The organism is Sorangium sp. So ce327 (assembly GCF_051530205.1).
Taxonomy (GTDB): Bacteria; Myxococcota_A; Polyangia; order Polyangiales; family Polyangiaceae; genus Sorangium; species Sorangium cellulosum_B.
The window spans coordinates 6,893,452-6,917,746 of record NZ_CP150330.1; the positions used below are offsets into that span (position 1 = coordinate 6,893,452).

The 24,295-nt window shown below is 68.1% G+C and carries 18 protein-coding genes; 9 read left to right on the plus strand and 9 right to left on the minus strand.

Going from position 1 to position 24,295, the window contains the following annotated elements; genetic code table 11:
- Positions 1-608 precede the first annotated feature (608 nt).
- Both WME95_RS25720 and WME95_RS25725 read left to right on the plus strand, forming a co-directional pair.
- Entirely contained in the window at positions 609-845 is a 237-nt protein-coding gene (locus WME95_RS25720; RefSeq protein ID WP_437902052.1) for a hypothetical protein, read from the plus strand.
- Positions 846-1,005: 160 nt separating this feature from the next.
- Positions 1,006-2,046 carry a Gfo/Idh/MocA family protein gene (locus WME95_RS25725; RefSeq protein WP_437902053.1) on the plus strand — a complete coding sequence of 347 codons (1,041 nt, stop codon included), beginning with the start codon at positions 1,006-1,008 and terminating at the stop codon, positions 2,044-2,046.
- A 79-nt stretch (positions 2,047-2,125) separates the two neighbouring features.
- Here the strand turns inward: WME95_RS25725 and WME95_RS25730 are convergent, their stop codons facing one another.
- The 8 genes from WME95_RS25730 to WME95_RS25765 form a co-directional block, all read right to left on the minus strand.
- On the minus strand, positions 2,126-3,301 hold the full coding sequence (locus tag WME95_RS25730; RefSeq protein ID WP_437902054.1) for a family 16 glycosylhydrolase: 1,176 nt from the start codon (positions 3,299-3,301) through the stop codon (positions 2,126-2,128).
- A 30-nt stretch (positions 3,302-3,331) separates the two neighbouring features.
- The gene (locus WME95_RS25735) at positions 3,332-5,077 is read right to left on the minus strand and encodes a glycoside hydrolase family 43 protein (RefSeq protein ID WP_437902055.1); all 1,746 of its coding nucleotides are present in this window, start codon (positions 5,075-5,077) and stop codon (positions 3,332-3,334) included.
- Positions 5,078-5,315: 238 nt separating this feature from the next.
- Positions 5,316-5,540 (minus strand): hypothetical protein, encoded by a 225-nt coding sequence (locus WME95_RS25740; protein WP_437902056.1) that lies wholly within the window; start codon positions 5,538-5,540, stop codon positions 5,316-5,318.
- A complete protein-coding gene (locus tag WME95_RS25745; protein ID WP_437902057.1) occupies positions 5,537-6,751 on the minus strand; it encodes an endo-1,4-beta-xylanase in 1,215 nt (404 codons plus the stop codon). The genes WME95_RS25740 and WME95_RS25745 overlap by 4 nt, the downstream gene beginning before the upstream one ends.
- Positions 6,752-6,865: 114 nt before the next feature.
- A complete protein-coding gene (locus WME95_RS25750; protein WP_437902058.1) occupies positions 6,866-8,242 on the minus strand; it encodes a DUF1552 domain-containing protein in 1,377 nt (458 codons plus the stop codon).
- The gene (locus WME95_RS25755) at positions 8,239-9,939 is read right to left on the minus strand and encodes a DUF1592 domain-containing protein (RefSeq protein ID WP_437540656.1); all 1,701 of its coding nucleotides are present in this window, start codon (positions 9,937-9,939) and stop codon (positions 8,239-8,241) included. The genes WME95_RS25750 and WME95_RS25755 overlap by 4 nt, the downstream gene beginning before the upstream one ends.
- 585 nt (positions 9,940-10,524) lie before the next feature.
- The gene (locus WME95_RS25760) at positions 10,525-11,655 is read right to left on the minus strand and encodes a hypothetical protein (RefSeq protein ID WP_437902059.1); all 1,131 of its coding nucleotides are present in this window, start codon (positions 11,653-11,655) and stop codon (positions 10,525-10,527) included.
- A 1,065-nt stretch (positions 11,656-12,720) separates the two neighbouring features.
- Entirely contained in the window at positions 12,721-12,864 is a 144-nt protein-coding gene (locus WME95_RS25765; RefSeq protein ID WP_437540660.1) for a hypothetical protein, read from the minus strand.
- 46 nt (positions 12,865-12,910) lie between these two features.
- Between WME95_RS25765 and WME95_RS25770 the strand changes: the two genes are divergently transcribed.
- The 7 genes from WME95_RS25770 to WME95_RS25800 all read left to right on the plus strand — a co-directional run bounded on the left by WME95_RS25770 (position 12,911) and on the right by WME95_RS25800 (position 22,669).
- Positions 12,911-13,696 (plus strand): alpha/beta hydrolase family esterase, encoded by a 786-nt coding sequence (locus WME95_RS25770; RefSeq protein ID WP_437902060.1) that lies wholly within the window; start codon positions 12,911-12,913, stop codon positions 13,694-13,696.
- A gap of 135 nt (positions 13,697-13,831) precedes the next feature.
- Positions 13,832-15,052 (plus strand): alpha/beta hydrolase family esterase, encoded by a 1,221-nt coding sequence (locus WME95_RS25775; protein WP_437902061.1) that lies wholly within the window; start codon positions 13,832-13,834, stop codon positions 15,050-15,052.
- Positions 15,053-15,244: 192 nt separating this feature from the next.
- Positions 15,245-16,906: a DUF1592 domain-containing protein gene (locus WME95_RS25780; protein WP_437902062.1), complete on the plus strand. Its 1,662-nt coding sequence runs from the start codon at positions 15,245-15,247 to the stop codon at positions 16,904-16,906.
- Positions 16,903-18,348, plus strand: a complete 1,446-nt coding sequence (locus WME95_RS25785; protein WP_437902063.1) for a DUF1552 domain-containing protein — start codon at positions 16,903-16,905, stop codon at positions 18,346-18,348. The genes WME95_RS25780 and WME95_RS25785 overlap by 4 nt, the downstream gene beginning before the upstream one ends.
- Positions 18,349-18,499: 151 nt before the next feature.
- A complete protein-coding gene (locus tag WME95_RS25790) occupies positions 18,500-19,630 on the plus strand; it encodes a poly(ethylene terephthalate) hydrolase family protein (RefSeq protein WP_437902064.1) in 1,131 nt (376 codons plus the stop codon).
- 70 nt (positions 19,631-19,700) lie between these two features.
- A complete protein-coding gene (locus WME95_RS25795) occupies positions 19,701-21,170 on the plus strand; it encodes a PAS domain-containing protein (RefSeq protein WP_437902065.1) in 1,470 nt (489 codons plus the stop codon).
- Positions 21,171-21,598: 428 nt separating this feature from the next.
- Positions 21,599-22,669, plus strand: a complete 1,071-nt coding sequence (locus tag WME95_RS25800) for an SGNH/GDSL hydrolase family protein (RefSeq protein ID WP_437902066.1) — start codon at positions 21,599-21,601, stop codon at positions 22,667-22,669.
- A 264-nt stretch (positions 22,670-22,933) separates the two neighbouring features.
- Here WME95_RS25800 and WME95_RS25805 read toward each other — a convergent pair whose 3' ends face one another.
- On the minus strand, positions 22,934-24,289 hold the full coding sequence (locus WME95_RS25805; RefSeq protein WP_437902067.1) for a DUF1552 domain-containing protein: 1,356 nt from the start codon (positions 24,287-24,289) through the stop codon (positions 22,934-22,936).
- Positions 24,290-24,295 lie beyond the last annotated feature (6 nt).

A 24,295-nucleotide genomic window follows, 5' to 3' on the forward strand; every position in this document is an offset into this window, starting at 1 on the left:
AGTGAACAGCACCTAGGGGTTCACGACAGCCGTCGAATCAGCAAGGCTTGTCGTGGCCTCTGGTGAATCACCTCTGGCGAGACACCAAACACCATCAAACGGCAATCGCTTCAGCGACGGCCGAGCGAACCGAATCGGCACCGGGACCGATCAAGAAGACGAGATCTCGGCGCGCAGGATACGCCGCCGAGGGCAAAGCAAAAGGAGGCCCCTGAGCGCAATGTGAACGATCACATCCCAGGAGTCAACGCCAATCGACCGGCACGAGGGCCCCCTCGAGCCCGGGGGGAGGACGACGCTGGTGGGGTCCTCCAGAGCCGCGCGCGTCCTGGTCGAGGGCAAGCCGGAACAGCGCAAGAGCACCCTCCGGGCTCCCCGGAACCTACGATCTCGCACAAGCCAAGCTCGTGTGACAGCTCACGCGGACGCCGCGGCCGGCCGCCGCCGCGCGTCGCCGGCCGCCGCCACGCATCGATTGCGGCCGGAGGATGGCCGCGCACCGGTCATTTTTGATTGACCCTCATCATGTGAACGATCACAATTCTTCTCGGAGCTGCGATCATGCGGCTGAGCTTGCCCCTTCCCTGATCAGGAGACATCGGATGTGGATGAGCGTGAAGCTGGTGGGTGCCGTGATGATGAGCGTCGGCACTGGCTTTGCCTTCGGGTTTGCGGGCGGCTTTGCGGGCGCAGCATGGGCCGCTGGCGGGACGGCGGACGTCCCCGCATCGGTCGCCGAAGGGAAGGATTTCAGCTGCGGCGACAAAGGACAGAGAGCCTGTCCGATACAGGGGCTGGATCAGAACGGTTCTGTACAAGGCGGAGCACGAGGCGAAGCGCCGTGACGACGCCTTCTGAGGCACCGCGCCCTGCTCTCGCCCTCTCCGCTCCTCGCGCAGGGCGGGCGCTCTCGCTCCAGCGCCTGGCCTGACCCGTCGGGTCGATTCACGTCGAGCGTTCTCAGGCGCGCCGTCAGCCACCAGCGTCGCGCGTTGCAAGGTGTCCATGTCCACATCCGCGCAAGATCCGAAGGCGAGCGAATCCATCACCCCTGTGCGCTGGGGCGTCCTCGGCGCAAGCAACTTCGCATTGAAGGTCAGCCTGCCCAGCATGAGGCGGGGGCCCCTGACCCAGGTCGCCGCGCTGGCGTCGCGCGACATGGACAAGGCGCGCGCCGCCGCGGAGTCGCTCGGGATCCCGAAGGCGTACGGAAGCTACGATGAGCTGCTCGACGATCCGGAGATCGAGGCCGTCTACATCCCGCTGCCCAACCACCTGCACGTGAAGTGGTCGGCGCGCGCGGCCCGCGCCGGCAAGCACGTCCTGTGCGAGAAGCCGATCGCGCTCAGCGCCAAGGACGCCGCGGCGCTTGCCGACGTCCAGCACGAGACGGGCAAGCTGATCGCCGAAGCGTTCATGGTCCGCTATCACCCACAGTGGCAGCAGGCCAGGGACTGGGTGCGAAGCGGCCGGATCGGCGAGCTGGTCAGCGTCCAGGCCGCGTTCTCGTATTTCAACCGTGACGCGACCAACATCCGCAACAGGGAACAGGTCGGGGGCGGCGCGCTCTACGACATCGGCTGTTACGCCGTGAACACGTCGCGCTTGCTGTTCGGACGCGAGCCCGTGCGGGCGATGGTGCTCGTCGAGCGCGATCCCGAGTTCGGCACCGATCGGTTGACCTCGGGCTTGCTCGATTACGGCGGCGCGCACCTGACGTTCACGTGCAGCACGCAGGCGGTGGCCTACCAGCGCGTGAACGCGCTCGGCACCAAGGGCCGCATCGAGATCGAGATCCCGTTCAACGCCCCCGCCGACCAGCCGTGCAAGATCTTCCTCGATGACGGCTCGACGCTGAACTGCAGCTCGGCCAAGGTCACCTCGTTCCCCGTCGTCGACCAGTACCACCTGCAGAGCGAGGCGTTCTCGCGCGCCATCCGCACGGGCAGCCCGGTCGAGAACTCGATCGAGGTCGCGGTCGGCAACATGCGGGTCATCGACGCGCTGTTCCGTTCCGCCGAGAGCAGGCGCTGGGAGAAGGTCTAGCGGCGCCCGCCCTCGTCACGGCCGCGGCGGCGGGGGCACCCTCCCCCGCCCCGCGGCGCCTTCGAGCATCCTGATCAGGTCAGCCGCGGGGCCGGCGCCGCCGCATCGCCAGGGCGGAGAGCCCCAGGGCGAGCGCCGCGGCCCACGAGCTCGCCGTGGAGCTGGCTCCGGCGGCGGCGCACCCGCCACCTGCGTCGGAGGACTCCCCGTCCGGCGTGGTTCCGCCGACCCCACCTCCCTCGCCCGATGCGTCGCCGCTGCCGGACGAGCTGGCCGCCGTCCCTGCCGCGCCCACGCCGTTGCCGGACGAGCTGGCCACCGTCGCCGCCCCACCCTCGCCGCTGCCGGAGGAGCTGGCCGCCGTCGCCGCCCCGCCCTGGCCGCTGCCAGAGGAGCTGGCCGCCGTCTCCGCCCCGCCCGCGCCGGTGGCGGAGGTGCTGGCCGCGGTCGTCGCCCCGCCCGCGCCCGACCCGGTGTCCTCATCGCGGGGCACATTCCCGTTGAACCCGGTCTGGCCCTCCCGGGTCAGCGACAGCACAAGCGTGCCGTCCTTCACCGTCACGTTCTGCGGGTCGAAGTCCACGCGGTTCCCGTCGAACGTCCAGTCCGCTTTGCTCCATCGCGCGCTGTCCAGGGAGTTGAAGTCGTCCTGCCACGCGAGCTCGAAGTTCCCGTTGTTGTAGCGATAATACTTGATCCAGTTGACGAACTGGTGCGCCGGGAGGACGGAATCGTCGAACGGTCCGACCCATTCGGTGGCCTCCGAGGACCACGTGTTGAAGCGGAAAGACTGGGCATTCTTCAGGGCGGTCACCTGCGCCCCCGTCGACCTCTTGATCTCTCGCCCGTCGATGCTCCAGGACACGTAGTCCGGCGTCCACTCCAGCGTGTAGGTGTGATAGCCGTCCGCGAGGGAGACGCCCGCGTCGTGCACCCCCTCCGACGTCACCCGCGTGCCCATCCCGGTGATGATGTTGGACTGCCAGCTCCGGGCGTTGTTCTTCCCGAAGACCTCGATGTCGATCTCCTCCCAGAACGCGCCGGACATCTCTGAGCCGTTCTTGTAGGTGAAGAAGGTCGACAGGATGCCGCTCCCGCGCACCATGCGCATGCGCATCTCCATGCGACCGTGAAGATAGCTCTGGGCCGAGTAAATCTCTGCACCCTTGTACGGCTTCGCTGCCGCGGTCGAGCTGACCGCGAGCGCCAGCGAGGCAGCGGCGAGCATCAGACCTGCGCGGACTCTCGTGAACATGATCAAACCTCCAATGATTGCATCAGACCGTCAATTCGCGGCGGATCCGCTCCGCCCGGCTCCTCCGGCACGACGCCGCCGAGCGGCGACCGCGCCCAGCGCGATCAAGGCGGCGAGCGCGCCCGCGGGGGAGCTGGACCCCGGTTGGACCCGGAAGGCGCACCCGCCCTCGTCGCCGCTTTCGCCGTCAGCGGGGGTACCGCCAGCGCCGCCCGTGCCGCTCCCCGCGGTCGCTCCGCTGCCCACCGTTGCTCCGCTGCCGGTCGTCGCTGCGCTGCTGCTGCTCGCACCCTCGCCCGACCCGCCGCTGCCCGCCGCTCCCCCTTCACCCACGTCCGGAGCGCCCCCCGCGCCAGCGCCCCCCGCGCCGGTCGGATCCGGGGCGTCGAGCGGAGTGAACCGCCACCAGTTGACATTGAAGAGGAAACCGCTCCCACCGGTGAACTTCAGGTACAGATCGTGGTTCCCTGTCGCACCGTCGACCGCACAGGACGTGGTGGCCCAGGTCTGCCAGCCGCCGGTCCCCTGAACCGTGCAGGTCCCCACCAGCGTGCCCGTCGCGCTGTCGAGGCGCAGCTCGATGCTGCCGCCGCTGGTCGCCGAGGCCACCCTCGCGTCGAAGGACACCGCGCCGGTGCCAAAATCGACGCCCTTCACCTTGATGTAGTCCCCGTTCTCGATCGACCCGACATTCATTCCCCCCTCGCCGCATACCTCGGTCTCGACCCCGGATCCCCAGGCGATGGTCTCAGCCTCCGTCATGACATACGGATTCAGGCTGCCGACGCCGGGCGGGCCCTCCTTGGTCATCTTGATCGTCGGGAATGTACCGTCGGCGTTGAACGTGAACCGCTCGACGGCCGCCGAACGGTGATAGCCTCCACCGCCCGGCAAGGCGCCGTTGTGATAGAAGAAGTAGGAGCTCCCCTTGAAGTCGATGACTCCTGCGTGGTTGGTGAAGCTGCTGCCCTCCGTGGGCATGATGACCCCCCGGTACGTCCACGGGCCGGTGGGTTTGGTGCTCGTCGAGTAGGCGATGTATTCGGAGATAGGGCCCCCCGCGTACACCAGGTAGTACAGCCCATCGCGCTTGTAGAGCCACGGACCTTCTTCGTACTTGGTCTTGTGGCGACCATCGTCATTCCCGGTGCGCTGTCCGAAGCTCTCCGCCGTCATGGGCACGCGCACGACGTCTCCCTGGTAGGAGATCATGTCCTGGTTCAGCTTCACGTAGCACACGCTCGGGTTTCCCCAGTACAGATACGCCTGGCCGTCGTCGTCGATGAACGGCGTCGGATCGATGTCTCCGCAATCGGCCGTGATCAACGGCTTTCCCAGGGCGTCTTTGAACGGACCGGTGGGGCTGTCCGACACGGCCACGCCGATGGTCATCCTGTTCAGTGAGCGGCTCGTGACAGGAACGTAATAGTAGAACTTCCCGTTCCTGTGGATGGCCTGGCCTGCCCACGCGTCTCCCTTTGCCCAGCTGAAATCGCTGAATTTCAGCGGCGACCCGTGATCCGTCCAGTTCACCATGTCCTTGGAGGAGTACACCCTCCATTCGTTCATCGTGAACCAGTCCGTGGCGCTGTCCTCGTCATGCCCGGTATAGAGGTATACCGTGTCATCGTGGACCATGGGAGCGGGATCGGGTGTATAGATGGTCTGTACGACGGGGTTGTCTGCCAGGGAGACCGACGGAAACGCGGTCACGCCACAGAGCAACAACGCCGCCCCGAGGAGCTCACGTTGGAGGGAGTTCGTGCTCGTCGCCATTCTTGAATCCTTGCTGCTCTCCTGAAACTCGGTCAGGCATTGTCCATGTCGTGGGTCGCTCGGCTCGCCGCGCTCCGGCGCATCCCGCCGGGTGGTTCGCCGTGAAGACAGCCCGCGGGGCGCGCTGGGGGTGATCGTCTTCCGCGGAAGGTGAGCATCGGCGGCAGACGACGCTCGAGCTCCCCGGCCCGGCGACCCTCCGACGAAGCGCGCCGAGCGCCGCCGCTCGACCCTCAGCTCAGAGCTGCGTAAGGAAATCCCAGACCTCGCGAGGATCCTGGATCGACGGCTGGCCGTTGTCCTTCGGCGAGGGGGTGTGATCCCCGTCCAACGCACACCAGCGCGTGGGGTGCCCGATAGAGCAGCCCGCATACGAAGCGCAGCTGTGCGCGCCGCTGCCCTTGGCCGGCTCGGGCGGCACTCGCGCCGCCCAGCCGTTGTTCTTCAGCGTGACATCAATCACTGACGATCCAGGAAGTCCATCAGCCATTGCATGGCCGGCCGCATCCTGTTGTCATCATACTGGATGCCGGTGTTGTCCCGCCAGGTGGTGCCGACGATGTAGCCCCACAGGGTGATGCCCTGGACCGAGGGGTGGTTCCAGTACATCGTGAACTGCTCCTCCATGATCTGCTTCTGCCTGTTGTCGTTCGCCTCGCCGATGTCGTACTCGGTGATGTACACAGGCTTGCCCAGCGAGGCGAGCTGGTCGACGAAGCCCTTGACCGTGTTGGTGTTGATCTTGTACGCGTCGTGCGCCTGCGCGCCGATGGCGTCGACCGGGGCGCCCGCTGCGATCACCGCCCGCGCGATCTTCATGAAGTTGTTGTGGTCGTTCTGATACTCGATGTTGTTGTAGTCATTGAGGATCAGGACCGCGTTCGGGCAGAACTCGCGGGCCCATTTGAAGGAGTTGACGATCCAGTCCCAGCCGCTGGCGCCGTCACCGCCGATGCCGTTCTTGTACGAGGGCGTGGTGTGGGGCGGCGGCTCGTTGACCACGTCGATGTACTTCGTCTTGGGGTAGCGCTCGCAGAACGACTTCATCCAGTCCCGCACGGCCGCCTGCTGCTCGTTGCCGGGGAGGTTCCGTATCCATTCGGGTTGCTGGGAGCCCCACACGAAGACGTGGTGCTTGAAGATGATGTTGTTGTCCTGCGCGTACTTGTAGATCCTGTCGAGCTTGCTCCAGTCCTTGTTCCCGCGGCTCTTCTCGACCTCGCCCCACTTCCCCTCGTTCTCGGGCGTGATCTGGTTCCAGTAATTCGCGAAGCCGTCGCGCACGGCGCCGCGCGTCGTGATGTTGCCGACGAACTTCCCCGTGGGCTCGGAGCCGCCGGCTCCGGCGGACGTGCTCGTGCTGCTCGAGGCATCCGAACCGCCGCCGCCCTCGTTCGAGCCGCTGCTGCTGGAGCTGGTCGCGCCGGGGCCCGTCGTGCCGGCGCTGGTCGAGCCGGGGCCCGTCGTGCCGGCGCTGGTCGAGCCGGGGCCCGTCGTGCCGGCGCTGGTCGAGCCGGGGCCCGTCGTGCCGGCGCTCGTGGTGGTGCTGTCGGCTCCCCCCGAGCCGCCCGAGCCACCGCCGTCGCCCCCATCGCCGCACGCAGAGAGAGTCGCGAGCCCGAGCGCGATCAACGTCGTACCGCGCAGCCATCGAGTAGAACGGTTCTTGTTCATGTTGGATTTCCGCAAAGTGAGCGATTGAAGATGGCGATGCTTTGAGCGGCGAGCCTATAGCCAGCGGCTCGATCTCCGAAACGTCCGGATTCTTTGATTCTTCAGGCGATGTCTTCAGGCGATGATCGAGTCGACGAGCCCGCCTTCGAGGCTCTCGTCGCCGAAGTCGTCGAGCGGCCCTCCCTGGCTGTTGGTGCATCCTACGGCCGCGCCGATCGTGTTGAGCAGCTTGTTGTTGGTGATCTTGACGTCGACGAACTGGCCGGTCTTCAGGTAGTCCGCGGCGCCGCCGGCGAGGATGTAGGGGACCTTCCGGAACCCGTGGTACTTGTCGGCGTTGTCGTTGAGCCACACGGCCACGCCGTGATCGAGGAGCGTCCCCGAGCCGAGCTCGTACGACGAGAGCCTGTCGAGCAGGTGCTTGAAGAGCCGCGCGTGGATCCGGTCGATCTGGTGGTGCAGCTCCTGAGCGCCCTCGATCGGCGGGCCCGAGGTGCCGTCGCTGTCGATGCGGTGGGAGATCTTGTGGTAGCTCTTCTGCCGGACGCCGTTGATCGTGTACTCGGTCCCGTCGTTGCCGTCGCCCACCTGGAGCGTCGCCGCGCGCGTGACGCCGCACGCCATCGCGAGCGCGATGATATCCATCTGCATCCGCGTGACGGCCTCGATGTTCTCGGATTTGCCGACGTTCGGCGAGATCGCCTCCATCTCGGCGACCTGCATCTCCGGGAGCTTGCAGGCGAGCGCGACCTCGAGATCGCGGATGCTGTCGAAGTGGAGCTGCAGCCGCTCGCGATCGCTCTTGCTGATGTCCTTCCGGCTCATGAGCGCCTTCATCTCCCCGCGCACGAGGTCGTTGACGCTGGTGCGGCGCTCGACGAGCGACTGCTGGACCTCGGTGTCCACGTCGGCGAGCCCGAAGAGCTTCTTGTACGCGTTGGCCGGGTTGCGCTCGGCTGCGCGCAGCTGCTTCGGCCCGCGGTACGAGAGCACCTCGTTGATGTAGCCGGACATCCTGCCCGCGTAGAGCGTCAGCGGCTCGACGCCCGCCGGGTTGAGCTCGGTCGCGATGCGGTTGTCGATCGACTCGCCCATCGCGAGCGACTCGTTGCCCGCCGGCTGGTCCGACACGCGCGCGGCCGTGAGGCACTGGTTGCCACCGCCGGAGTGGCCGCACCCATTGGCCTTGAACGCGAAATCCACGCCGCGCAGCATGATGAGCTTGCTCGCGTAGTCCTTGAGCTCGCTGACCGCGCGGTCGCTGTCCCGCTCCATCGACGCGGCGGTCAGCGCGCCTGTCTCGCTGGGCCAGAACATGTCGGGCTCGTCGCCGGCCGCCTGCGCCACGCCGTTCGCCTGGCGCATGAAGATCGCGAAGGGCGGCACGTCGCCCGTGCCGGCCGAGGCGCGCCGCGGGGCGAAGGTCTCCAGGAACGGGAGCGCGACCGTGACGCCGAACAGGCCTCGAAGCACACGTCGTCGGGTGATCATGGCGCCTCCGCGGGGACTCGAGCGAGGAACGGAGTGGACGAGACGATCTCGAGGAGGAGCTCCTTGGTCGAGGAGCCGCCGCGCGACGCCTCGCCGAGCTGCTTGACGAACGCCCTGTCCTTCACGTCCGCGTCGCGGCCGTGAGCGAACTCGATCCACCGCTCCGCGTAGCACGCGTGCGCCTCGCTGCTCTCGGCGAGCAGCCGGCTGAACTCGATGGCATCCGCGTACTCCCGCGACTGGCCGCCGAGCGTGTAGGCGTCGGCGGAGTTGACCGGCATCCCGTTGTCGGTCGTGCGGTACTTGCCGATCGCGTCGTAATGCTCGAAGGCGAACCCGGCGGGGTTGATGAGCGCCCCATGGCACGACGCGCCGCACGTCCCCTTGCCCGTGTGCGCCTCGACGCGCTCGCGGTTGGTCGCCTGCTCGCCCGGCGGCAGCGAGGTCGCGTCGTCGGGCGGCGGCGGCAGCGCGGCGCAGAGGATCCTGAGGTTCACGAAGACGCCGCGGTGGATCGAGTCGGGCTGCCGCGCCGTCGCCTTCGCCGCGAGGAAGCCGAGGCGCGTGAGCAGCCCCGAGCGCTCGGCCTCGTCGAGCTCCACCTGCGCGAACTCGTCCGAGAAGTCGCCCTCGACGCCGTAGACCGCCGCGAGGTGGTCGTTCACGAACGCCGTGCGCGAGGTGAGCAGCTCGGTGAGGCCCCCCTCCCTTTCGAAGACGACATGATCCACGAAGAGCTCCGCCTCGCGCTGCATGTCGTCGCCCATCTCGGGGACGAACTCGGGGTAGAGCGCCTGGTCCTTGTTGAGGTCGTGGTACTGCTCGTAGTCGTAGAGTTGCCGGTGGAACGCGCGGACGATCTCGCGGGCGCGCGGATCCTCGAGCATCCCCTCGGTGTAGGCCCGGACGGCCTCGGGGGTAGAGAGCTCGCCCGCCTTCGCCGCCTCGAGGAGCGCGTCGGACGGCATCGAGTTCCAGAAGAGGTACGAGAGCTTGGCCGCGATCTCGTGGCCGCTCAGCGGGATGAGCCCGCCCTTCGCCGGCCCGGCGCCGCGCTCGACCCGGTAGACGAAATGGGGTGACTGTAGAAACGCCTCGAGCGCCGCGCGCACGCCGGCCGCGAACGGCTCCTCGCCCTCGAAGAGCGCCTCGCCGCGACGGAACAGCGCGACATACGTGTCCCGCTCCTCGACCGTGAGCGGGCGCCGGAACGCCCGCTCGCCGAACCGCTCGATGAACGCCTGCGCACGCGCCTCCGGCTCGACCGGCAGGTCGGCGGGCACGAGCCGGCCGAGCTTGTCCTCGTCGGCGGTCACCATCGCCGCGAGCTCCTCGGCGGCGCGCTGGTAATCGCTCCAGAGGCCCGGCGTCACCAGGAGCGCGGCTTCGTTGTTGTCGAACACCCCGCCGAGCGGATCGCTCGTGAAGGACGCCGAGAGGCCGGGCCTGTCGTCGAGGCGCAGGAGATCGCGCACCGTGTTCTCCCACTGCGCGTGGCTCAGCCGCGGGAACATGCTGCGCTCGGCGACCTGCGGCGCCGCCGCGCCGCCCGGCAAGGGGCCGTCGCCCTCGTCGTGGTCGTGGGCGCCCAGAGAGCCCGTGCACCCCGCGAGCAGGAGCGCCGCAGCGCAGAGCGGCGCGCCCAGCGCGCGCCTCCAGCGTGGCAGGAGGATCATCGAAATAGACGGTGGGGTCATCGTCTCTCTCTCCTGGTGAAGCGCTGGCGACCGGGCGGCCAGTTCAGCGTGGCTCTCAACGCGACGACCATCCAACAGAGGCCGTTGTGTTCACTCCGTCATCGAGCGCGGCGTCGATCTTGCCTGTTGCATGGGACCCGCAGCCGTTCAACACTGGACGATTCAAACACAATCGGAACTCGTGAGCTCGCAAACGAACATGATCACGAGAGAGCGCGCGGTCTCGAGAGGTCGGCCCGACGGCCTGCGGGGGGCCGACCCGCCGCCCGCGGCGCGCACCGCCGAGCGAGCGGTGCCGGCGCCGACATCCATCGAAGGACGAAGGTCTCGGTCCGCGTGACGACCCACCCAAGACGAAGCAAGAGGATACCGCTCCGAAGCAATGTGAACGATCACAAGATCGATGTCAAACCCAATCGACCCACCCACATGGTCCCTCCGGCCCGAGCTGAGGACGCTGGCATGGCCGAGGGACCGTGAGGACTGGAACTTTCCGCCGGCAACACGCATGCTGAGAGCGCCGTTGCGTACGCTGAGCGACGTGAAGGCGCGCGACGTGAAGGCGCGCGACGCGCGCGGAGGCAGCTAGCGGTCGAAGAAGTCGAAGACGTCGGGCAGCACGAGCGGAACCATGCCTGCATGGTCCGCATCGACTTCCTTGTATGTGATCGTGTAGCCGCCAGCCATCATCCAGTCACGCAGCGCCCGGCTGCCCGTCAGGGAAGGCGTGGCGCCGGTCCCTTCCGTCACGAAGATGGGCACGTCGAGCAGCCGGTCCCATGGATAGCCCGACTCCTGGACGAAGGGGCCGGACATGGGCGCAAGAGCCGTCCAGTAGTCGGCGTACTTCGCGCCGATGTACCAGGTGCCGCCGCTCCCCATCGAGTGTCCGGTGAGGAACATCGCGCTGCGATCGATCGGGTACTCGTGCAGCACCAGCTCCAGGACATTGATGACGTCCTTCTCGCTGAGCTCCTGGGCGCGTTCTCGCTCGGGCGTACGCATGGCCAGGAGCTTCTCGGCCTCCTCGGGTTGCCCGAACACGGCCGGCAGCCGCAGGAAGGTGCCGTAGGCGCCCTGGTAGCCGAGCGGCGAGACCAGGAGAACGCCATGCTGGTCGGCCAGATTCACCATCTGCTTGTTGTTCTGATCCAGGTACGAGCTCTCGTCGTTCCCTGCGCCGTGCAAGAACATCACGAGGGGCAGCTTCGACGAGCCGTCCCAGCCATTCGGGACGCAGACGCGGTAAGGAACGTCGGCGCCCGCTTCTGGAAAGCGATACGTCCTGCGCTGGTCCCCTTTGGTCCGCCACTGCGGAGAGCCGGGATCGGCGACGGACTCGGCGAGCGCCCGCGCCTCGAGCACCTGGGTGCGCGGATCGAGCGTTGTCCCGAACGAGATGGTCACCGGCCCGAATTCGTCCGAGCCGCCCGCCCCCCCCACCCCTGCGGCGCCGCCTTCGCCGCCGGCCGCCGTCGTCCCGCCGCTGGGCGCTTCGCCGCCCGTGCCGGCGCCCGCTTGACCTCCCGCGCTGGCCGAGGCGCTTCCAGGAGAGCCCCCGCCGGGGCCAGTGGAGGCGGCGTCCGGCGCGCCGGCGCCGCCCCCACCTTGGCCGGTGGAGGTCGCGCCGCTGCCGGCATCATCGCTCCCGCAAGCGGCGAGCGACAGCGCGCAGCCGATGCAGGCCAGTGACGAAAGGAATCGACGTGTCGTCATGCTCACTCCGGGGACGAGATCAGCCCGTTCTGGACGCGCTGCCGAGCGATCGTGGCTCTCCGAGGCCTCGTGGCGCGCGACTCGATGGCTTGTTCACGTATCGCAGAAAAATGCACTGACACCAATCAAGCTCGCGTCACGAGCAAGCTGCTGGCGCCCGCAGAGTCCGTCGGCTCCCGGCGCGATGCCTTGAGCCGTTCCACTGGACCACCGATTCGCGCATCGCGGCTCGTGTGCCTGCGCAAATACGATGTCAGCAGCAGGACCCCCGAGGGCGCACGGTGAACGATCACATTCAGGGCGTCAAACAAAATTGACCGGCCCGCGGGTCTCCTTGATCCCGAGTGTGCTGGTCGGCTTCGAGCCAGTTGCGCGACGTGGTGAGGTGCCCCACCGTCCGATGGCCCCGATCGGGGAGATGGCGGCTCACGGCCGCCTCACCGCCGTGCGGGTCGACGGCGACCACCGCGCTCGAATCGACCGGCCTTCTCTCGACACAGCGCCCACAGGCCGGTCGGAGATGACGTGGCGGAGCACGTCCGCCGCCGACGCCTCTGTTGCGCTGCGGGGCGACTGTTACGATGCCATTGGCACCCTCGTCGTACAGGCCATCTAGTGACGCGCGGCCCGGTGCCCCGCTTGACGCGCCGCTTCGTCGGAGGAGCCACGCCGGCCCTGTCCTCCCTCAGGCTCGAGGAACTCCGCGGTCCCGTCGACAGGAGTTGACATCGATCTTGTGAACGATCACAATGAACACCTTGCCGCAAGCGCGGCGAGCGAAAATCCAGCGAGACGGCTTGTTTACATCAAAGTCGCGAACTCTCGCTGAATCCCAGCTCGGCCGTCGGACTCGGATCCTTCAATCAACTGAAAACGGCCTCACGCTGCGGACGCGCCTCCTCGTGGAACGCCGCTGGTGAGGGAAAAATCGCGCCTGGGTATTCGGATGACGAACCAATCTACACTCGTTCGAGCCACATTGTTCGCGGCGCTGGCCGGCTCTTGCGCTCTCTCGGCTTGCGCAGGTGGCGCCGATGACGGCGCGAGCTCGTCAGGCGACGACCCTCACGCCGGGACGGGCGGGGCCGCCGTCTCAGGCAGCACCAGCAGCAGCACCACCACCACGACGGGCGGCGCCACGACCAGCGGCGGCACCACGACCGGCAACGGCGGCGCGACCGCCGGTGGAACGGGCGGTGAGGGAGGCACGAGCGGAAGCGGCGGTTCGCCGGGAGCGGGCGGTGAGGGCGGATCGATGGGAGGCAAGGCCCCCCCGGAGCCGAGCACGGGTTGCGGCAAGGCCAACCCGCAGACGGGCAGCGCGCAGAGCCCGCTCACCGTATCGGGTCACCAGTACTACGTGAAGCTGCCGACCAACTACGACGCCAGCAAGCCGTATCCGGTGATGATCATGTTCAACCCGACCGGCAACCCGATCAGCTGGGCAGAGCAGAACGCGGGCTTCGAGGTGACCGGCCCCAAGGAAGCCTGGATCCGCGTCTACCCGCACCCGGCCAACTCCAGCTCCGGCTGGGGGGCGAACGACGTCTCCTTCTTTCAGCCGTTCTACGATCAGATCACCGGCAACTTGTGCATCGACAAGGCTCGCGTGTTCGCGGCGGGCGAGAGCTCGGGCGGCGACTTCTCGAGCATCCTCGGCTGCGAGCACGCGGACAAGCTGCGCGCTGTGGGCCCGTGCGCCACCAAGAACGTACAGCAGTACCCGCTCAACGCCGACACCCGGAAGTGTACCGGGCAGGTCACGGCGGTCGTCATCCACGGAAAGCGCGACTCTGTGGTCGGAACGGACAACGGCCCGAAGACGCGCGACTTCTATACCAAGCTGAACCACTGCGAGGCGAGCACGACGCCGGTCGATGGGTACACGGACGATCGCTCGAACTGCGTCCTGGCTCAGGGCTGTGACGAGGACTATCCGGTCTACTGGTGCCAGCACGGAGACCCGAACTACAACAACACCAATCATGGCTGGCCCGCGTTCGCGCCCAAGTTCCTCTGGAGCCTGTTCTCGACCTACTGAGAGCCATGATTGGCCCGGCGGCGCCCGGTGCATGACGCGTGCATCGACCAGCCGGGGGGCGCGGCGGACGACCCGCCATCGCCCGAGCCCCCGGCGAGCAGAAGCGAGCGAGATGGTGTCCTTATGAGTCGATCTGTGTTCGGACTGAACGTTCTTTTCACCGTGGGCCTGGCGGCGGGGCTGGCCGCATGCGGCTCGGAGGCGGATCCCGTCGACCCCGGCGCTAGCGGCTCCTCTGGCGCATCCACGAGCGGCGGTTCCACCTCGGGAGCGACGTCGGGCGGAACGTCCAGCGGCGGCGCGGGCACGGCCGCGAACACGAGCAGTTCGGCCGGCACGGGCGGCAACTCGGCCGGCGCCGGCGGTTCGACGGGCGCCGGCGACGGCGGCTCGACGGGCGCCGGCGACGGCGGTTCGACGGGCTCCGGCGACGGCGGCTCGACGGGCTCCGGCGACGGCGGCTCGACGGGCTCCGGCGACGGCGGCTCGACGGGCTCCGGCGACGGCGGAACGATGGACCCTGGCAACGGCGGCTCGATGGGCTGCGGCAAGGCCGTGACGCGCCCCAACCCTCGCACGCAGCAGACGCTGATGATCGGTGGGGTGACGCGCTACTACCTGATTCACGTGCCGGAGAACTACGATCCGAGCAAGCCGCTGCCGCTGGTCTTCGGTATCCACGGCCTGAACATGAACAACGTGTGGGCCGCGCACGACAACAGCGGATTCCAGCTCATCCAGGAGACCAACAACCAGGCGCTGCTCATCTACCCGCAGGGCTTGCCGGCGAACGGGCAATCCAGGCCTCCGAGCACCGAGTCGCAGTGGGGCACTGCAGACTCCAACTGGGGCGGTCCGCCGCCGAACGCCAATCAGGCGCGCATGACGGCCGACCTGGCGTTCTTCGATGCCATGGTGGAGCATGCCAAGACGAACTACTGCGTGGATACGAAGCGCGTCTTCGCGGTCGGGTTCAGCCAAGGTGGTTTCATGACGAACACGCTCGGCTGCGAGCGCGCCTCCGTGTTCCGCGGCCTCGCCCCGGTCGCTGGATGGGGCCCCAACGGCTCCCAGCCCACGTGCAGCGACGCCAGCGCCGCGCACGCGCTCATTCAAACGCAAGGCGACTCCGACACCACCGTGTCCCCCCAGCTGGGACAGGCGACCCGAGACTTCTGGCGCGGCCGGAACGGCTGCCAGGCGACCACGATGCGGTCGAGCTTCGGCGACGCGTGCGTCGAGTACCAGGGCTGCAAGGAGGGCCAGCCGGTCGTGTACTGCACGCACTCCGGCGGTCACAACGTACCGTCCGGCGCGGGCGGGCGAGCCTGGCGCTTCTTCCAGTCGCTCAAGTGAGCCGCGCGGGCCGTGAGTGAACGCGGCCTCCGCAGGCGGTGGACTGAACGAGATCTCTTCGATGCATGGATTCTCGATTTTCAGATGAACAAGACAGTCACTGGTTGATGTTTGCATTGTAACTGCGCTGGAATAGCTGATTCGTCACCCGAGCTTGGTCAGGAGGCTATGATGACCCCACCGTCTTTTTTAATGACCGGCTTGCCACGTGGCATGCGGGCGCTGGGCGCGGGGCTCTGCGTCACCGCGCTCCTGCTGGCGGGATGCACGGGCGCCTTGGGCGATCCGGATCCGGAGGGGGGCGGCGGTCCTCCTCCGGACGTCGGCGGCGACCCACCCACCGGCGGGGTGGCGCGCGGCATCGACATGCCGGGTGGGCCGAAGTACCACCGGTTCGTGCGCCTAACGAACTCGCAGTGGGCGCGCAGCGTGCAGGTGGTCCTGAACCTCGCCGCGCCGCCGTCGCTGTCCGACGGGTTCGAGAAGCCCGTCGCCGGCACGACGGACTTCACGAACAACGAGCACCTGCTGAGCGTGAACCAGCGCTCGTGGAGCGACTACCAATCGGCGGCGGAGGCGCTCGCCGACGAGGTGACGGATTCGGAGGAGGCGCTCGCCGATGTTTACCCGGGCACGGACGCGGCCGGCTTCATCGAAGCCGTGGGGCGCCGCGCGTATCGCCGTCCGTTGACGGACGATGAGACCGCCAGGTACGCGGATCTCTTCGAGGCCGGATCGGCGATGTCCGGCGCGAAGAGCACGTTCGCCAAGGGCGCGCAGCTCGTGATCCGGACGATGCTCCAGTCGCCGCACTTCCTCTACCGGACGGAGCTCGGCGAGGATCGCAAGCCGCTCGATGGCTACGAGATCGCGGCCAAGCTCTCGCTCTGGCTGCGCGACGCCGCGCCGAGCGACGAGCTGCTCGACAGGGCGCCCACGCTCACGACGCCGGAGGCGATCGCCGCGGTCGCGAAGACCATGCTGGAGGAGCCCACCGCGGCCGAGGGCATGCGGTACTTCCATCGCGAGCTGCTCCACTTCGATCGCTACGCCACGATCAGCAAGCTCGGCGTGCCGAGCTACAAAGAATCGTTGAACGCGGAGTACGAGGAGAGCGCGTACCTGTTCTTCGACAAGATCTTCGCCGAGGGTCTCGGCGTCAAGGAGATCCTCACGTCCACCAAGGGCTTCGTGGGGCCGGGGATGGCGAGCCTCTACGGCCTTTCGCCGAGCGGGAGCGGCGTCGTGGAGCGAGACCTCGGTCCCGATCGCGTCGGCTTCTTCTCGCAGCTCCCTTACCTGACGCTGAACGCCCTGAACGATGAGTCGGACTCGATCCACCGCGGCGTCAGCATCAACCTCGACGTGCTGTGCGCGCCGCTCGGCGCGCCGGCCCCCGACATCCCGCCGGTCCCGCCCCTCGAGCCCGGGCAGACGAACCGTCAACGCATCACGCGGCTCACCTCCGGCTGCGGCGGCGCGTGCCACAACCAGCTCATCAACCCCGTCGGCTTCGCCTTCGAGCACTTCGACGGCATGGGCCAATATCGAGACGAGGAGAACGGAGGCCTGCCGATCGACAGCAGCGGTGTCTACACGTTCTCCGAAGGGGAAAAGTCGTTCGCGGACGCCGGCGAGCTGATGCACCACATGGCGGAGGGCGAGCAGGCTCACCTCTGCTACGCCAAGAAGCTCGCGAGCTTCGCGCTCCAGCGCGACGTCGTCCCGTCGGATTTGCCGCTCGTCGAGACGCTCGCCGACGTGAGCCGCGGCGCCAGCGGCTCGGTGAAAGAGATGATGCTCGAGCTCGTGAAGAAGGAAGCATTCCGGACTCGCATGGGAGGTACGCTGTGAACCCCAAGATCGCAATGAACCTCGCTCCTCCGAACGCAGCGCACCGGCGCGGCATGAATCGGCGCGCGTTCCTGCGCGCGGGCGGCGTCGCCATCGCCCTTCCCTTCCTCGAGGGTCTGCCGTCGCGCTCCGCCTGGGCCGCGGACAGCACGCCCGTGTTCAGCCTCTACATCGTGGCGGCGTGCGGCGTGGTGGGCAAGAAGTTCTTCCCGGACAAGACTGGCCAGCTCACGACCGACGGGCTCGCCGCCATGACGGACAAGGCGACGCACGTGCTCGCGCCCCACGCCCCGAACCTGCTGTTCATCCGCGGGATCAACTTCCCGATGAATGGGCCCAGCAACTGCGGCCATGCGCAGGGTCTGTGTCAGTCGCTCACCGCGCGCCCGGCGCAGGGCGGCGGCAAGACAGCATCCTCGGGCGGCGTGTCCGCGGACGTGGTCGTCGCCAAGCTGGTGAACGAGGGCGGCGCCGAGCCGCTCACGCTCTACGCCGGCAACCGCAAGAACGGTTACATCGCCGAGCGCATCTCGTTCAAGGGCGCCGGCTCCGGGCAGGTGCGTTCTGCGGACGACAACCCGTACACGCTCTACTCCAAGCTCGTCGGCCTGGCGGAAAGCGGCGGCGGCAGCAGCGGTGGCAGCGGCGGGCAGGTCGCCGATGAGCTCATCCGGAGCCGCAAGAGCGCGAACGACTTCGTGCGCGAGGAGCTGAACAGCCTGATGCGCATGTCGGCGCTGAGCTCGGCCGACAAGCACCGCCTCCAGCAGCATTTCGACGCCATCCGCGACGCCGAGGTCACGATGGGCGAGATGGCCGCCGGGGCCTGCAGCCAGGCGGGCCTCTCGACGTCGGAGCTCGACGCGCTCAAGAGCGGCTTCGCGTTCAAGACGAACGGCATGATCGAGGACGTCGCGAAGCTCCACCTCGAGCTCGTGGCGCTGGCGTTCGCCTGCAACTTCAACCGCGTGGCGACGCTGCAGCACGGCGACGGCACGGATCAGACGAAGTATGCGGTGCCGTCGAACGCGACGCTCGGGTGGCCCTTCCACCACATCAGCCATCGTGTGCAATCGGACGCCTCTTCGGGCAGCAACCCGACGGCCGAGCAAGCGCACGCCGAGATCGACGTGCTCCGCATGCAGACGCTGCTCCACGGCCTCGATCAGTTCAAGGCGCGCGGCCTGTTCGACAAGTCCATCATCATGTGGACGAACCACGTGTCGGACGGCCCGTCGCACAGCTTCCAGAACGTTCCGACGATCATCGCCGGGGACGGCGGCGGCTACCTGAAGCAGGGTGCTTACATCGACGCCGGAGGCGTCACGAACAACCGGCTCTTCAACGGCCTCATCGCCGCCGCCGTTCGGGACAAGACCCAGTGGACGGAGAACTTCGGCGAGGGCAAGGGCTCCGGGCCCATCGACGGCATGCTCGCCTGAACGGCACCGCCCGCGGCGTGCCTCCTCAAGTTGTCACACAGAATTGTGCACGCCCCCATGGGCTCCGGGAGACACCCGTGAGCAGACGACGCACGTCGTGAGCGTGGCGATCGCACGAGAGGAGATCTTGATGCAAGCAATGACGCGAGGAATGGCAGCGGCCATCGCCGTCATCCTGTTCGGCTGCGGTGCTGACGACGCGCTGCCCTCGGGGACCAGCGGCACCCCGGCGGGATCGAGCGGAGTTGCCGGCTCCACCGGCTCCGCCAGCGTTGCGACCACAGGCGCTGCGGGCAGCGGCGGCGGCGACGTGAGCGCGACCAGCGGCACAGCGGGTGGGGGCGCCTCCGACGGAGGGGCGGGCGGCTCCAGCGGAGCGACGGGCAACGGTGGCGCGGGTGGCGCGGGGGCAGGAGCGGGTGGCGCGGGGGCAGGCGCCGGTGGCGCGGCGACGTGTGACCCCGCGGACGAGACCCCCGATCCGACGCCGGTCAACGTGAGAGCCATGGGGGCCGCGTTTACCGGCTCACACGAGGTCGTGGTCGAGAAGGATCCTGGTCTGTCTGGCCGCACGATTTACAGGCCGAAGGACCTGGGCGGCGCCGAGAGGTACCCGATCGTTGCCTGGGGAGAGGGCGCCTGTTCCTTGAACGGCACCACCAACCCAGATTTTCTGGGCGAGCTCGCGTCGCACGGGTACCTGGTGATCTCCGATGGCGAACCGAACGGCTCCGGATCGAGGCCCATGGTCGAGGACTACAAGGCCATGGGGAAGCCCTTGATCGAGTCCCTGGATTGGGCCATCAAGGAGAACGGGCGAGCGTGCAGCCAGTACTACCGGAGCCTGGCTGCCGACAAGACCGCGGTCATGGGTTGGTCCTGCGGCGGACTGATGGCCGAGGGTGCCGCCGGTGACCCGCGCGTGACGACCGCGGTGATCTGGAGCAGCGGGATGATCAACCCCGATCAGAAGATCCTCGACGCGCTCCACGCGCCGATCGCGTTCATCCTCGGCGGCCCCGATGACGTCGCTTACCCGAACGGGACCCGAGACTACCGGAACACCCGCGACGTGCCCGCCGTCCTTGCGAGCACCAACGTGGGCCACGGCGGCACCTACGGCCAGGACAACGGCGGAGTCTTCGGCAAGGTCGGCGTCGCCTGGCTGGGCTGGCAGCTGAAGGGTGACATGGGCGCGACCGGCAAGGGCATGTTCGTCGGCGCGAATTGCGGCCTGTGCACCGACCGGGCATGGACCATCGAGTCGAAGAACATGGACTGACGTGCGGCGCGCGACCCGCGCTCCCAGACTCGGGCGGCGGGCTCGTGGATCAGCGCGCGGAGGAGCGAGCATGGGTCGCGACAGGGGCGAGCGGACCTCCGGACCGTTCGGACGCGCGGACGGGGATGGGGGGTCGGGAGGGGACCACGACTCGGACGCAGGGAGCACGGCGGGCGGGCCCTGCCAGCTCGACGGGGGCCTCGCGCCCGGCGGGGTGTCCGCGCGCATCGATGGCGAGATTGACTACAAGGCAGCGTGCTGGGCGCTGCGCGCGCGCGTCGAGGAGCTGGAGAATGAGCTGGCCAGTCGGCGCGGCGAGCTCGGGCGCGAGAGAGGGTTGGCCAGCGCGGCGGCGGCGTACCTCGACGCTCCGTTCGCTCTGGGCGCCACGCAGGTGCCGGCGCTGATCCACTGGCGCCAAAATGGCACCGTGACGCGCTGGAACGACGCCGCGGCGTACCTCTTCGGCTGGAGCGAGGGCGAGGCCGTGGGCCGCCGGCTCTCCGAGCTCGTGGCCGCGGATCCGGTGTCGCCAGAGGAGGTGGAGGCGTTCAACCACGATCCTGGCGAGAGCCTCTTCGCGACGACCACGAGCGCGGGCAGGACGAGAGAGGGAAACGAGATCACCTGCCGGTGGACCTACGCCGTGCTGCGCGACGAGCGAGGCGACGTCCGAGAGATCGCGGCCATCGTGGATGAAGGCGACGATCCGAGGCAGAGGGAGCGCCTGCTGCACGAACGCTATCAGATGCTCCTTCAGCTCGTGGACAACTCGCCGAACGTCATGTTCATCAAGGACGCGGAGGGGCGCTACGTGTTCGTCAACCGCCATTATGCGCGGGCCCTCGGGCGGCACGCCATCGAGTTCCTCGGCAAGGACGAGCATGAGTTCGGCGCCACGCCGCCCGGCGTCGCCGACCGGATCGTGGCGAAGGAACGGGAGGTGTTCGAGAGCGGCCAGGCCATGCGGTACCAGGAGGTCCTGGACTACGGCAGCGAGAATTTCTATTTCTCCACGGTCAAGTTCCCGGTTCGCAACGAGCGCGGCGAGCTGGTCGGCGTCGGCGGCGTCGTGAGAGAGGACACCGACCTGAGGCGCGCGGAGGCGGAGCGGGCCGCGCTGCAGGAGCAGATCATCGCCGCGCAGCAGGACGCGCTGCGGGAGCTGTCGACGCCGCTCATCCCGCTCGCCGACGGCGTCCTGGCCATGCCGCTCATCGGGACGGTGGACGGCGCGCGCGCGGGGCAGATCATGGAGACGCTGCTCACCGGCATCAGCAGCCAGCGCGCCCACACCGCGATCCTGGACATCACCGGCGTTCGCGCCGTCGACACGCTCGTCGCCGATGCGCTGACGCGGACCGCGCGCGCCGCCCAGATGCTCGGCGCGCGCGTGGTGCTCACGGGCATCCGCCCCGAGGTGGCGCGCGCCCTGATCGAGCTCGGCGCGGACCTCACCGGCATCGTCACGACGGGCACCTTGCAGAGCGGCATCGCCTACGCGCTCCGGCCCACGGAGCGCCCGCGCGTCGCCCGGTGAAGCGCGCCATGGCTGCATCCTAAAGAGGCCGAGACCCCTCCCCCGCGCGGGGACTAAAGCGCGCGACCCGGCGACGAGCTCGCCCCGACGCTCGCGAACGCGCCGGGCGTGACCGCCGTGCTCGAAGGCCGCCGCCGGTCCATTTTCTTTGACACCAGCAGTGTGAACGCTCACTCTGCGCCTCGGGGTTTCCTTTCGCGTTGCCCTGAACAGGCCGTCGTTCGCGCCGGCCCTTCGTCCCTGGGCTCGGGCTCGCCCTCTGCGCCGATTCCATTCGCCTGGTCGTCGCGGACGCGAGCAACGGCGAGGTCGCGAGGGCGTCGCGTGTCGTTTCGGCGGCTCTCGGTCGATCATCCCGACGGCGCAGCGGAGCTCGCATCCTGCGGCTCTCCGCTTCGGCGTGCGTGGGACGGAGGAATGCGATGCGTATGGTTCAAGAGAATGGTTCGCTGTGTGGGTCGCGCGAGCGGAACGATGCGGAGATCCGGAGACCGCGCCGCTCGAGGTGGGCCACGCTGGTGGGGACTGCCGCGCTGGTGGCGATGTTCAGCGGGTGTTCCGATGATCCGGAAGGAGCGACGTCGACCAGCTCCGGACCCGGCGCAAGCGCTACGACGGGCGCGACCAGCGAGGGGGCGACGAGCGGCGGCGTGACCAGCGGGAGCGCTGGAGGGGGAGTCGCCACGAGCGGCTCGGCAGGCTCGGGCGGCGACGGCGGCACCGGGGGCGCCGGCGGAGCGGGCTCGGGTGGCATGGGCGGCGCATCCGACGGTGTCGGAGGTACCGCGGGCGACGGAGGTGCAGGGGGCAGCGCTGGCGCGGGCGGCGGCCCGGCATTCCAGCCCTGCCCGGCGAGCGGCCCCTGTAAGATCATGCCCTTCGGCGATTCAATCACGCAGGGTTTCAACGTCGCCGGCGGCTACCGCGCCCCGCTGTTCCACCTCGCGCTCGAAGCGAACCGCGACATCACCTTCGTCGGTTCCGCCAATGATTACAGCGTGCCCATGGTGGACGGAGTGACGTTCCCGAGGGACCACGAGGGTCACGGCGGCTGGACGATCGAGGGCAACAACGGCATCGCGAAGCTCGTGGGCACCAGCATTCCGAATTACAAGCCCAACATCATTACGTTGATGATCGGAACGAACGACATCAACGGCAACATCAACCTTGCGGACGCACCGAATCGCCTGGGCAAGCTGCTCGACTCGATTTTCATGCGTGATCCGAACATCCTCGTGGTGCTCGCGCAGATCGTGCCGACGAGAACGGACGGCACGAACAACGCCGTCAAGGCCTACAACGCGGCCATGCCCGACCTGGTTTCGACGCGCGTCAGCAAGGGGCAGCACATCGTGCTGGTGGACATGTACACAGCGTTCACCAACGACACGAACTACAAGCAGTCCCTCTTCGCCGACAATCTCCACCCGAACCAGGCAGGGTATAACCGCATGGCCGAGGTTTGGTTCCAGGCGTTGAGTCCGTACCTCCGCTGAAATCGAAAGGCGAACGCACACCGGATTTCCGACAGCGGAGCTCCCGGACAGGAACCACCCGAACGAGGCCGGCTACGTGCGCGTGGCGAACGTCTGGTACGGGGCGATCGGCGACCTCTTGCGGTGAGACGACGTCGCGGTCGCGCCTTCCCCCCGCGACCCTATTGCTCGCGCCGCGTCGCGTGACGGCGCCGGCCAGTACCTCGAGGAGCGCCGGCCGGCGTCGTTGAGCTCGCGCCGGCCGGCGCTCCGGCCTTTCGACGGCTACGTCAGGTTCGTGAGCGGCCCGGTGCAGAACTTCGGGTCGCCGAACGTGTTCCGGCTGTCGCCAAACAGGTTCAAGATCGAGACGAGCAGATCGTTGTGCGGGCGATTGTTGTACCGGAGCCAGCGTCCAGCGCGCAGGCCTCCGCCGCCGCCGGCCAGCAAGAACGGCATGTTCGACTTGTTGTGGCTCGGCGGATCCTGGAGCTCGGACCCGAAGAAGACGACGCTCTCGTCGAGCAGCGAGTGTCCCCCCATGTCGATCTTCGCCATCTCCTGAAGGAGGTAGAGGTGCTGCTGCGAATACCAGTTGCAGATGCGCTCGCACTCGGCCGCCCTGAAGCCGCCGTCGTGCTGGTAGAAATGGTGGTGCTCGCTCAGGTTGAGCCAGGGGAAGGTGTGCTTCGCCTCGGTGTCGCTCCACTGCAGCGTGCCGACCGCGGTGATGTCGCAGGCGAGCGACATCACCATCATGTCCATCATCAGCTTGCCGACCTTCGGGATCGCCGCGTCGGTCGAGGTGTCCTTGACCTTGCCGTCGTTGTCCGCGTTGAGCCCCGTGCGCGGGTTGTAGTCGGACGTGTCGACCCTCGTCGGCGCCTTGCACGCGCTCGTCTCGACCGGCACGCTGTCGAGGCTCTTCTCGATCTCGCGGATCTTCGTCAGGTGCTGGTCGATCTTCTGCGCGTCGGCGGCGCCGAGCCGCGAGGACAGGGCGGAGTAGCGCCCGTCGAGGAAATCGAGGATCGATTTCTTTCGCGCGAGCCGGCGGGCGGCGTCGTTGCCGGCGCTGGGATCCAGCGTCCCGAAGAGCTCGGTGAAGATCTCCGTCGGATCGAGGCGCGGCGGGATCGGCCTGAACGGCGCGGCGCTCTCGAAATTCGCGGAGTTCATCGGTGACAGCAGGCCGTGGGACTTGCCCGTCGCCCAGCGCACCGCGATCTCGATGCTCGCCTTCGCCTTCTGACCGGCGGAGATCCGGGAGGCGATCACCTGATCGACGGACGGTCCGCCCCCGTAGCCGCCGTTCGGGGCCTGGGTCGTGCCCGAGAGCCAGGCGATGATCCCGGCCTGGTGCTGCTCACCGATCGCGCTCTTCATGTCGAGGCCGTCGACGACGATCAGCTTGTCCTGCACCGGCGCGAGCGGCGACAGGATGGGCCCCAGGGTGAAGTTCGTCTCGTTGCCGGTCGGCCGCCAGCGGTTGAGCACGGTCCCGCCCGGCGTGTAGACGCTGAGGAAACGCTTGGCGGGGGTGGCTTGCGCGCTCGCCGTGCGCTCGGGGCCCATGATCTCCAGCCAGGGGAGCGCGATGGCGATGGCGCCAGCGCCGCGCAGCACGGCACGTCGGCTCATACGAAA

Excerpts from the sequence above, each read along its gene's own strand:
- WME95_RS25730 (WP_437902054.1), bottom strand. The coding sequence starts at position 3,301 with ATGTTCACGAGAGTCCGCGCAGGTCTGATGCTCGCCGCTGCCTCGCTG.
- WME95_RS25755 (WP_437540656.1), bottom strand. The coding sequence starts at position 9,939 with ATGACCCCACCGTCTATTTCGATGATCCTCCTGCCACGCTGGAGGCGC.
- WME95_RS25805 (WP_437902067.1), bottom strand. The coding sequence starts at position 24,289 with ATGAGCCGACGTGCCGTGCTGCGCGGCGCTGGCGCCATCGCCATCGCG.
- WME95_RS25780 (WP_437902062.1), top strand. The coding sequence starts at position 15,245 with ATGACCGGCTTGCCACGTGGCATGCGGGCGCTGGGCGCGGGGCTCTGC.
- WME95_RS25800 (WP_437902066.1), top strand. The coding sequence starts at position 21,599 with ATGGTTCAAGAGAATGGTTCGCTGTGTGGGTCGCGCGAGCGGAACGAT.
- WME95_RS25760 (WP_437902059.1), bottom strand. The coding sequence starts at position 11,655 with ATGACGACACGTCGATTCCTTTCGTCACTGGCCTGCATCGGCTGCGCG.
- WME95_RS25745 (WP_437902057.1), bottom strand. The coding sequence starts at position 6,751 with ATGAACAAGAACCGTTCTACTCGATGGCTGCGCGGTACGACGTTGATC.
- WME95_RS25790 (WP_437902064.1), top strand. The coding sequence starts at position 18,500 with ATGGCAGCGGCCATCGCCGTCATCCTGTTCGGCTGCGGTGCTGACGAC.
- WME95_RS25770 (WP_437902060.1), top strand. The coding sequence starts at position 12,911 with ATGGGAGGCAAGGCCCCCCCGGAGCCGAGCACGGGTTGCGGCAAGGCC.
- WME95_RS25735 (WP_437902055.1), bottom strand. The coding sequence starts at position 5,077 with ATGGCGACGAGCACGAACTCCCTCCAACGTGAGCTCCTCGGGGCGGCG.
- WME95_RS25750 (WP_437902058.1), bottom strand. The coding sequence starts at position 8,242 with ATGATCACCCGACGACGTGTGCTTCGAGGCCTGTTCGGCGTCACGGTC.
- WME95_RS25725 (WP_437902053.1), top strand. The coding sequence starts at position 1,006 with ATGTCCACATCCGCGCAAGATCCGAAGGCGAGCGAATCCATCACCCCT.
- WME95_RS25720 (WP_437902052.1), top strand. The coding sequence starts at position 609 with ATGAGCGTGAAGCTGGTGGGTGCCGTGATGATGAGCGTCGGCACTGGC.
- WME95_RS25795 (WP_437902065.1), top strand. The coding sequence starts at position 19,701 with ATGGGTCGCGACAGGGGCGAGCGGACCTCCGGACCGTTCGGACGCGCG.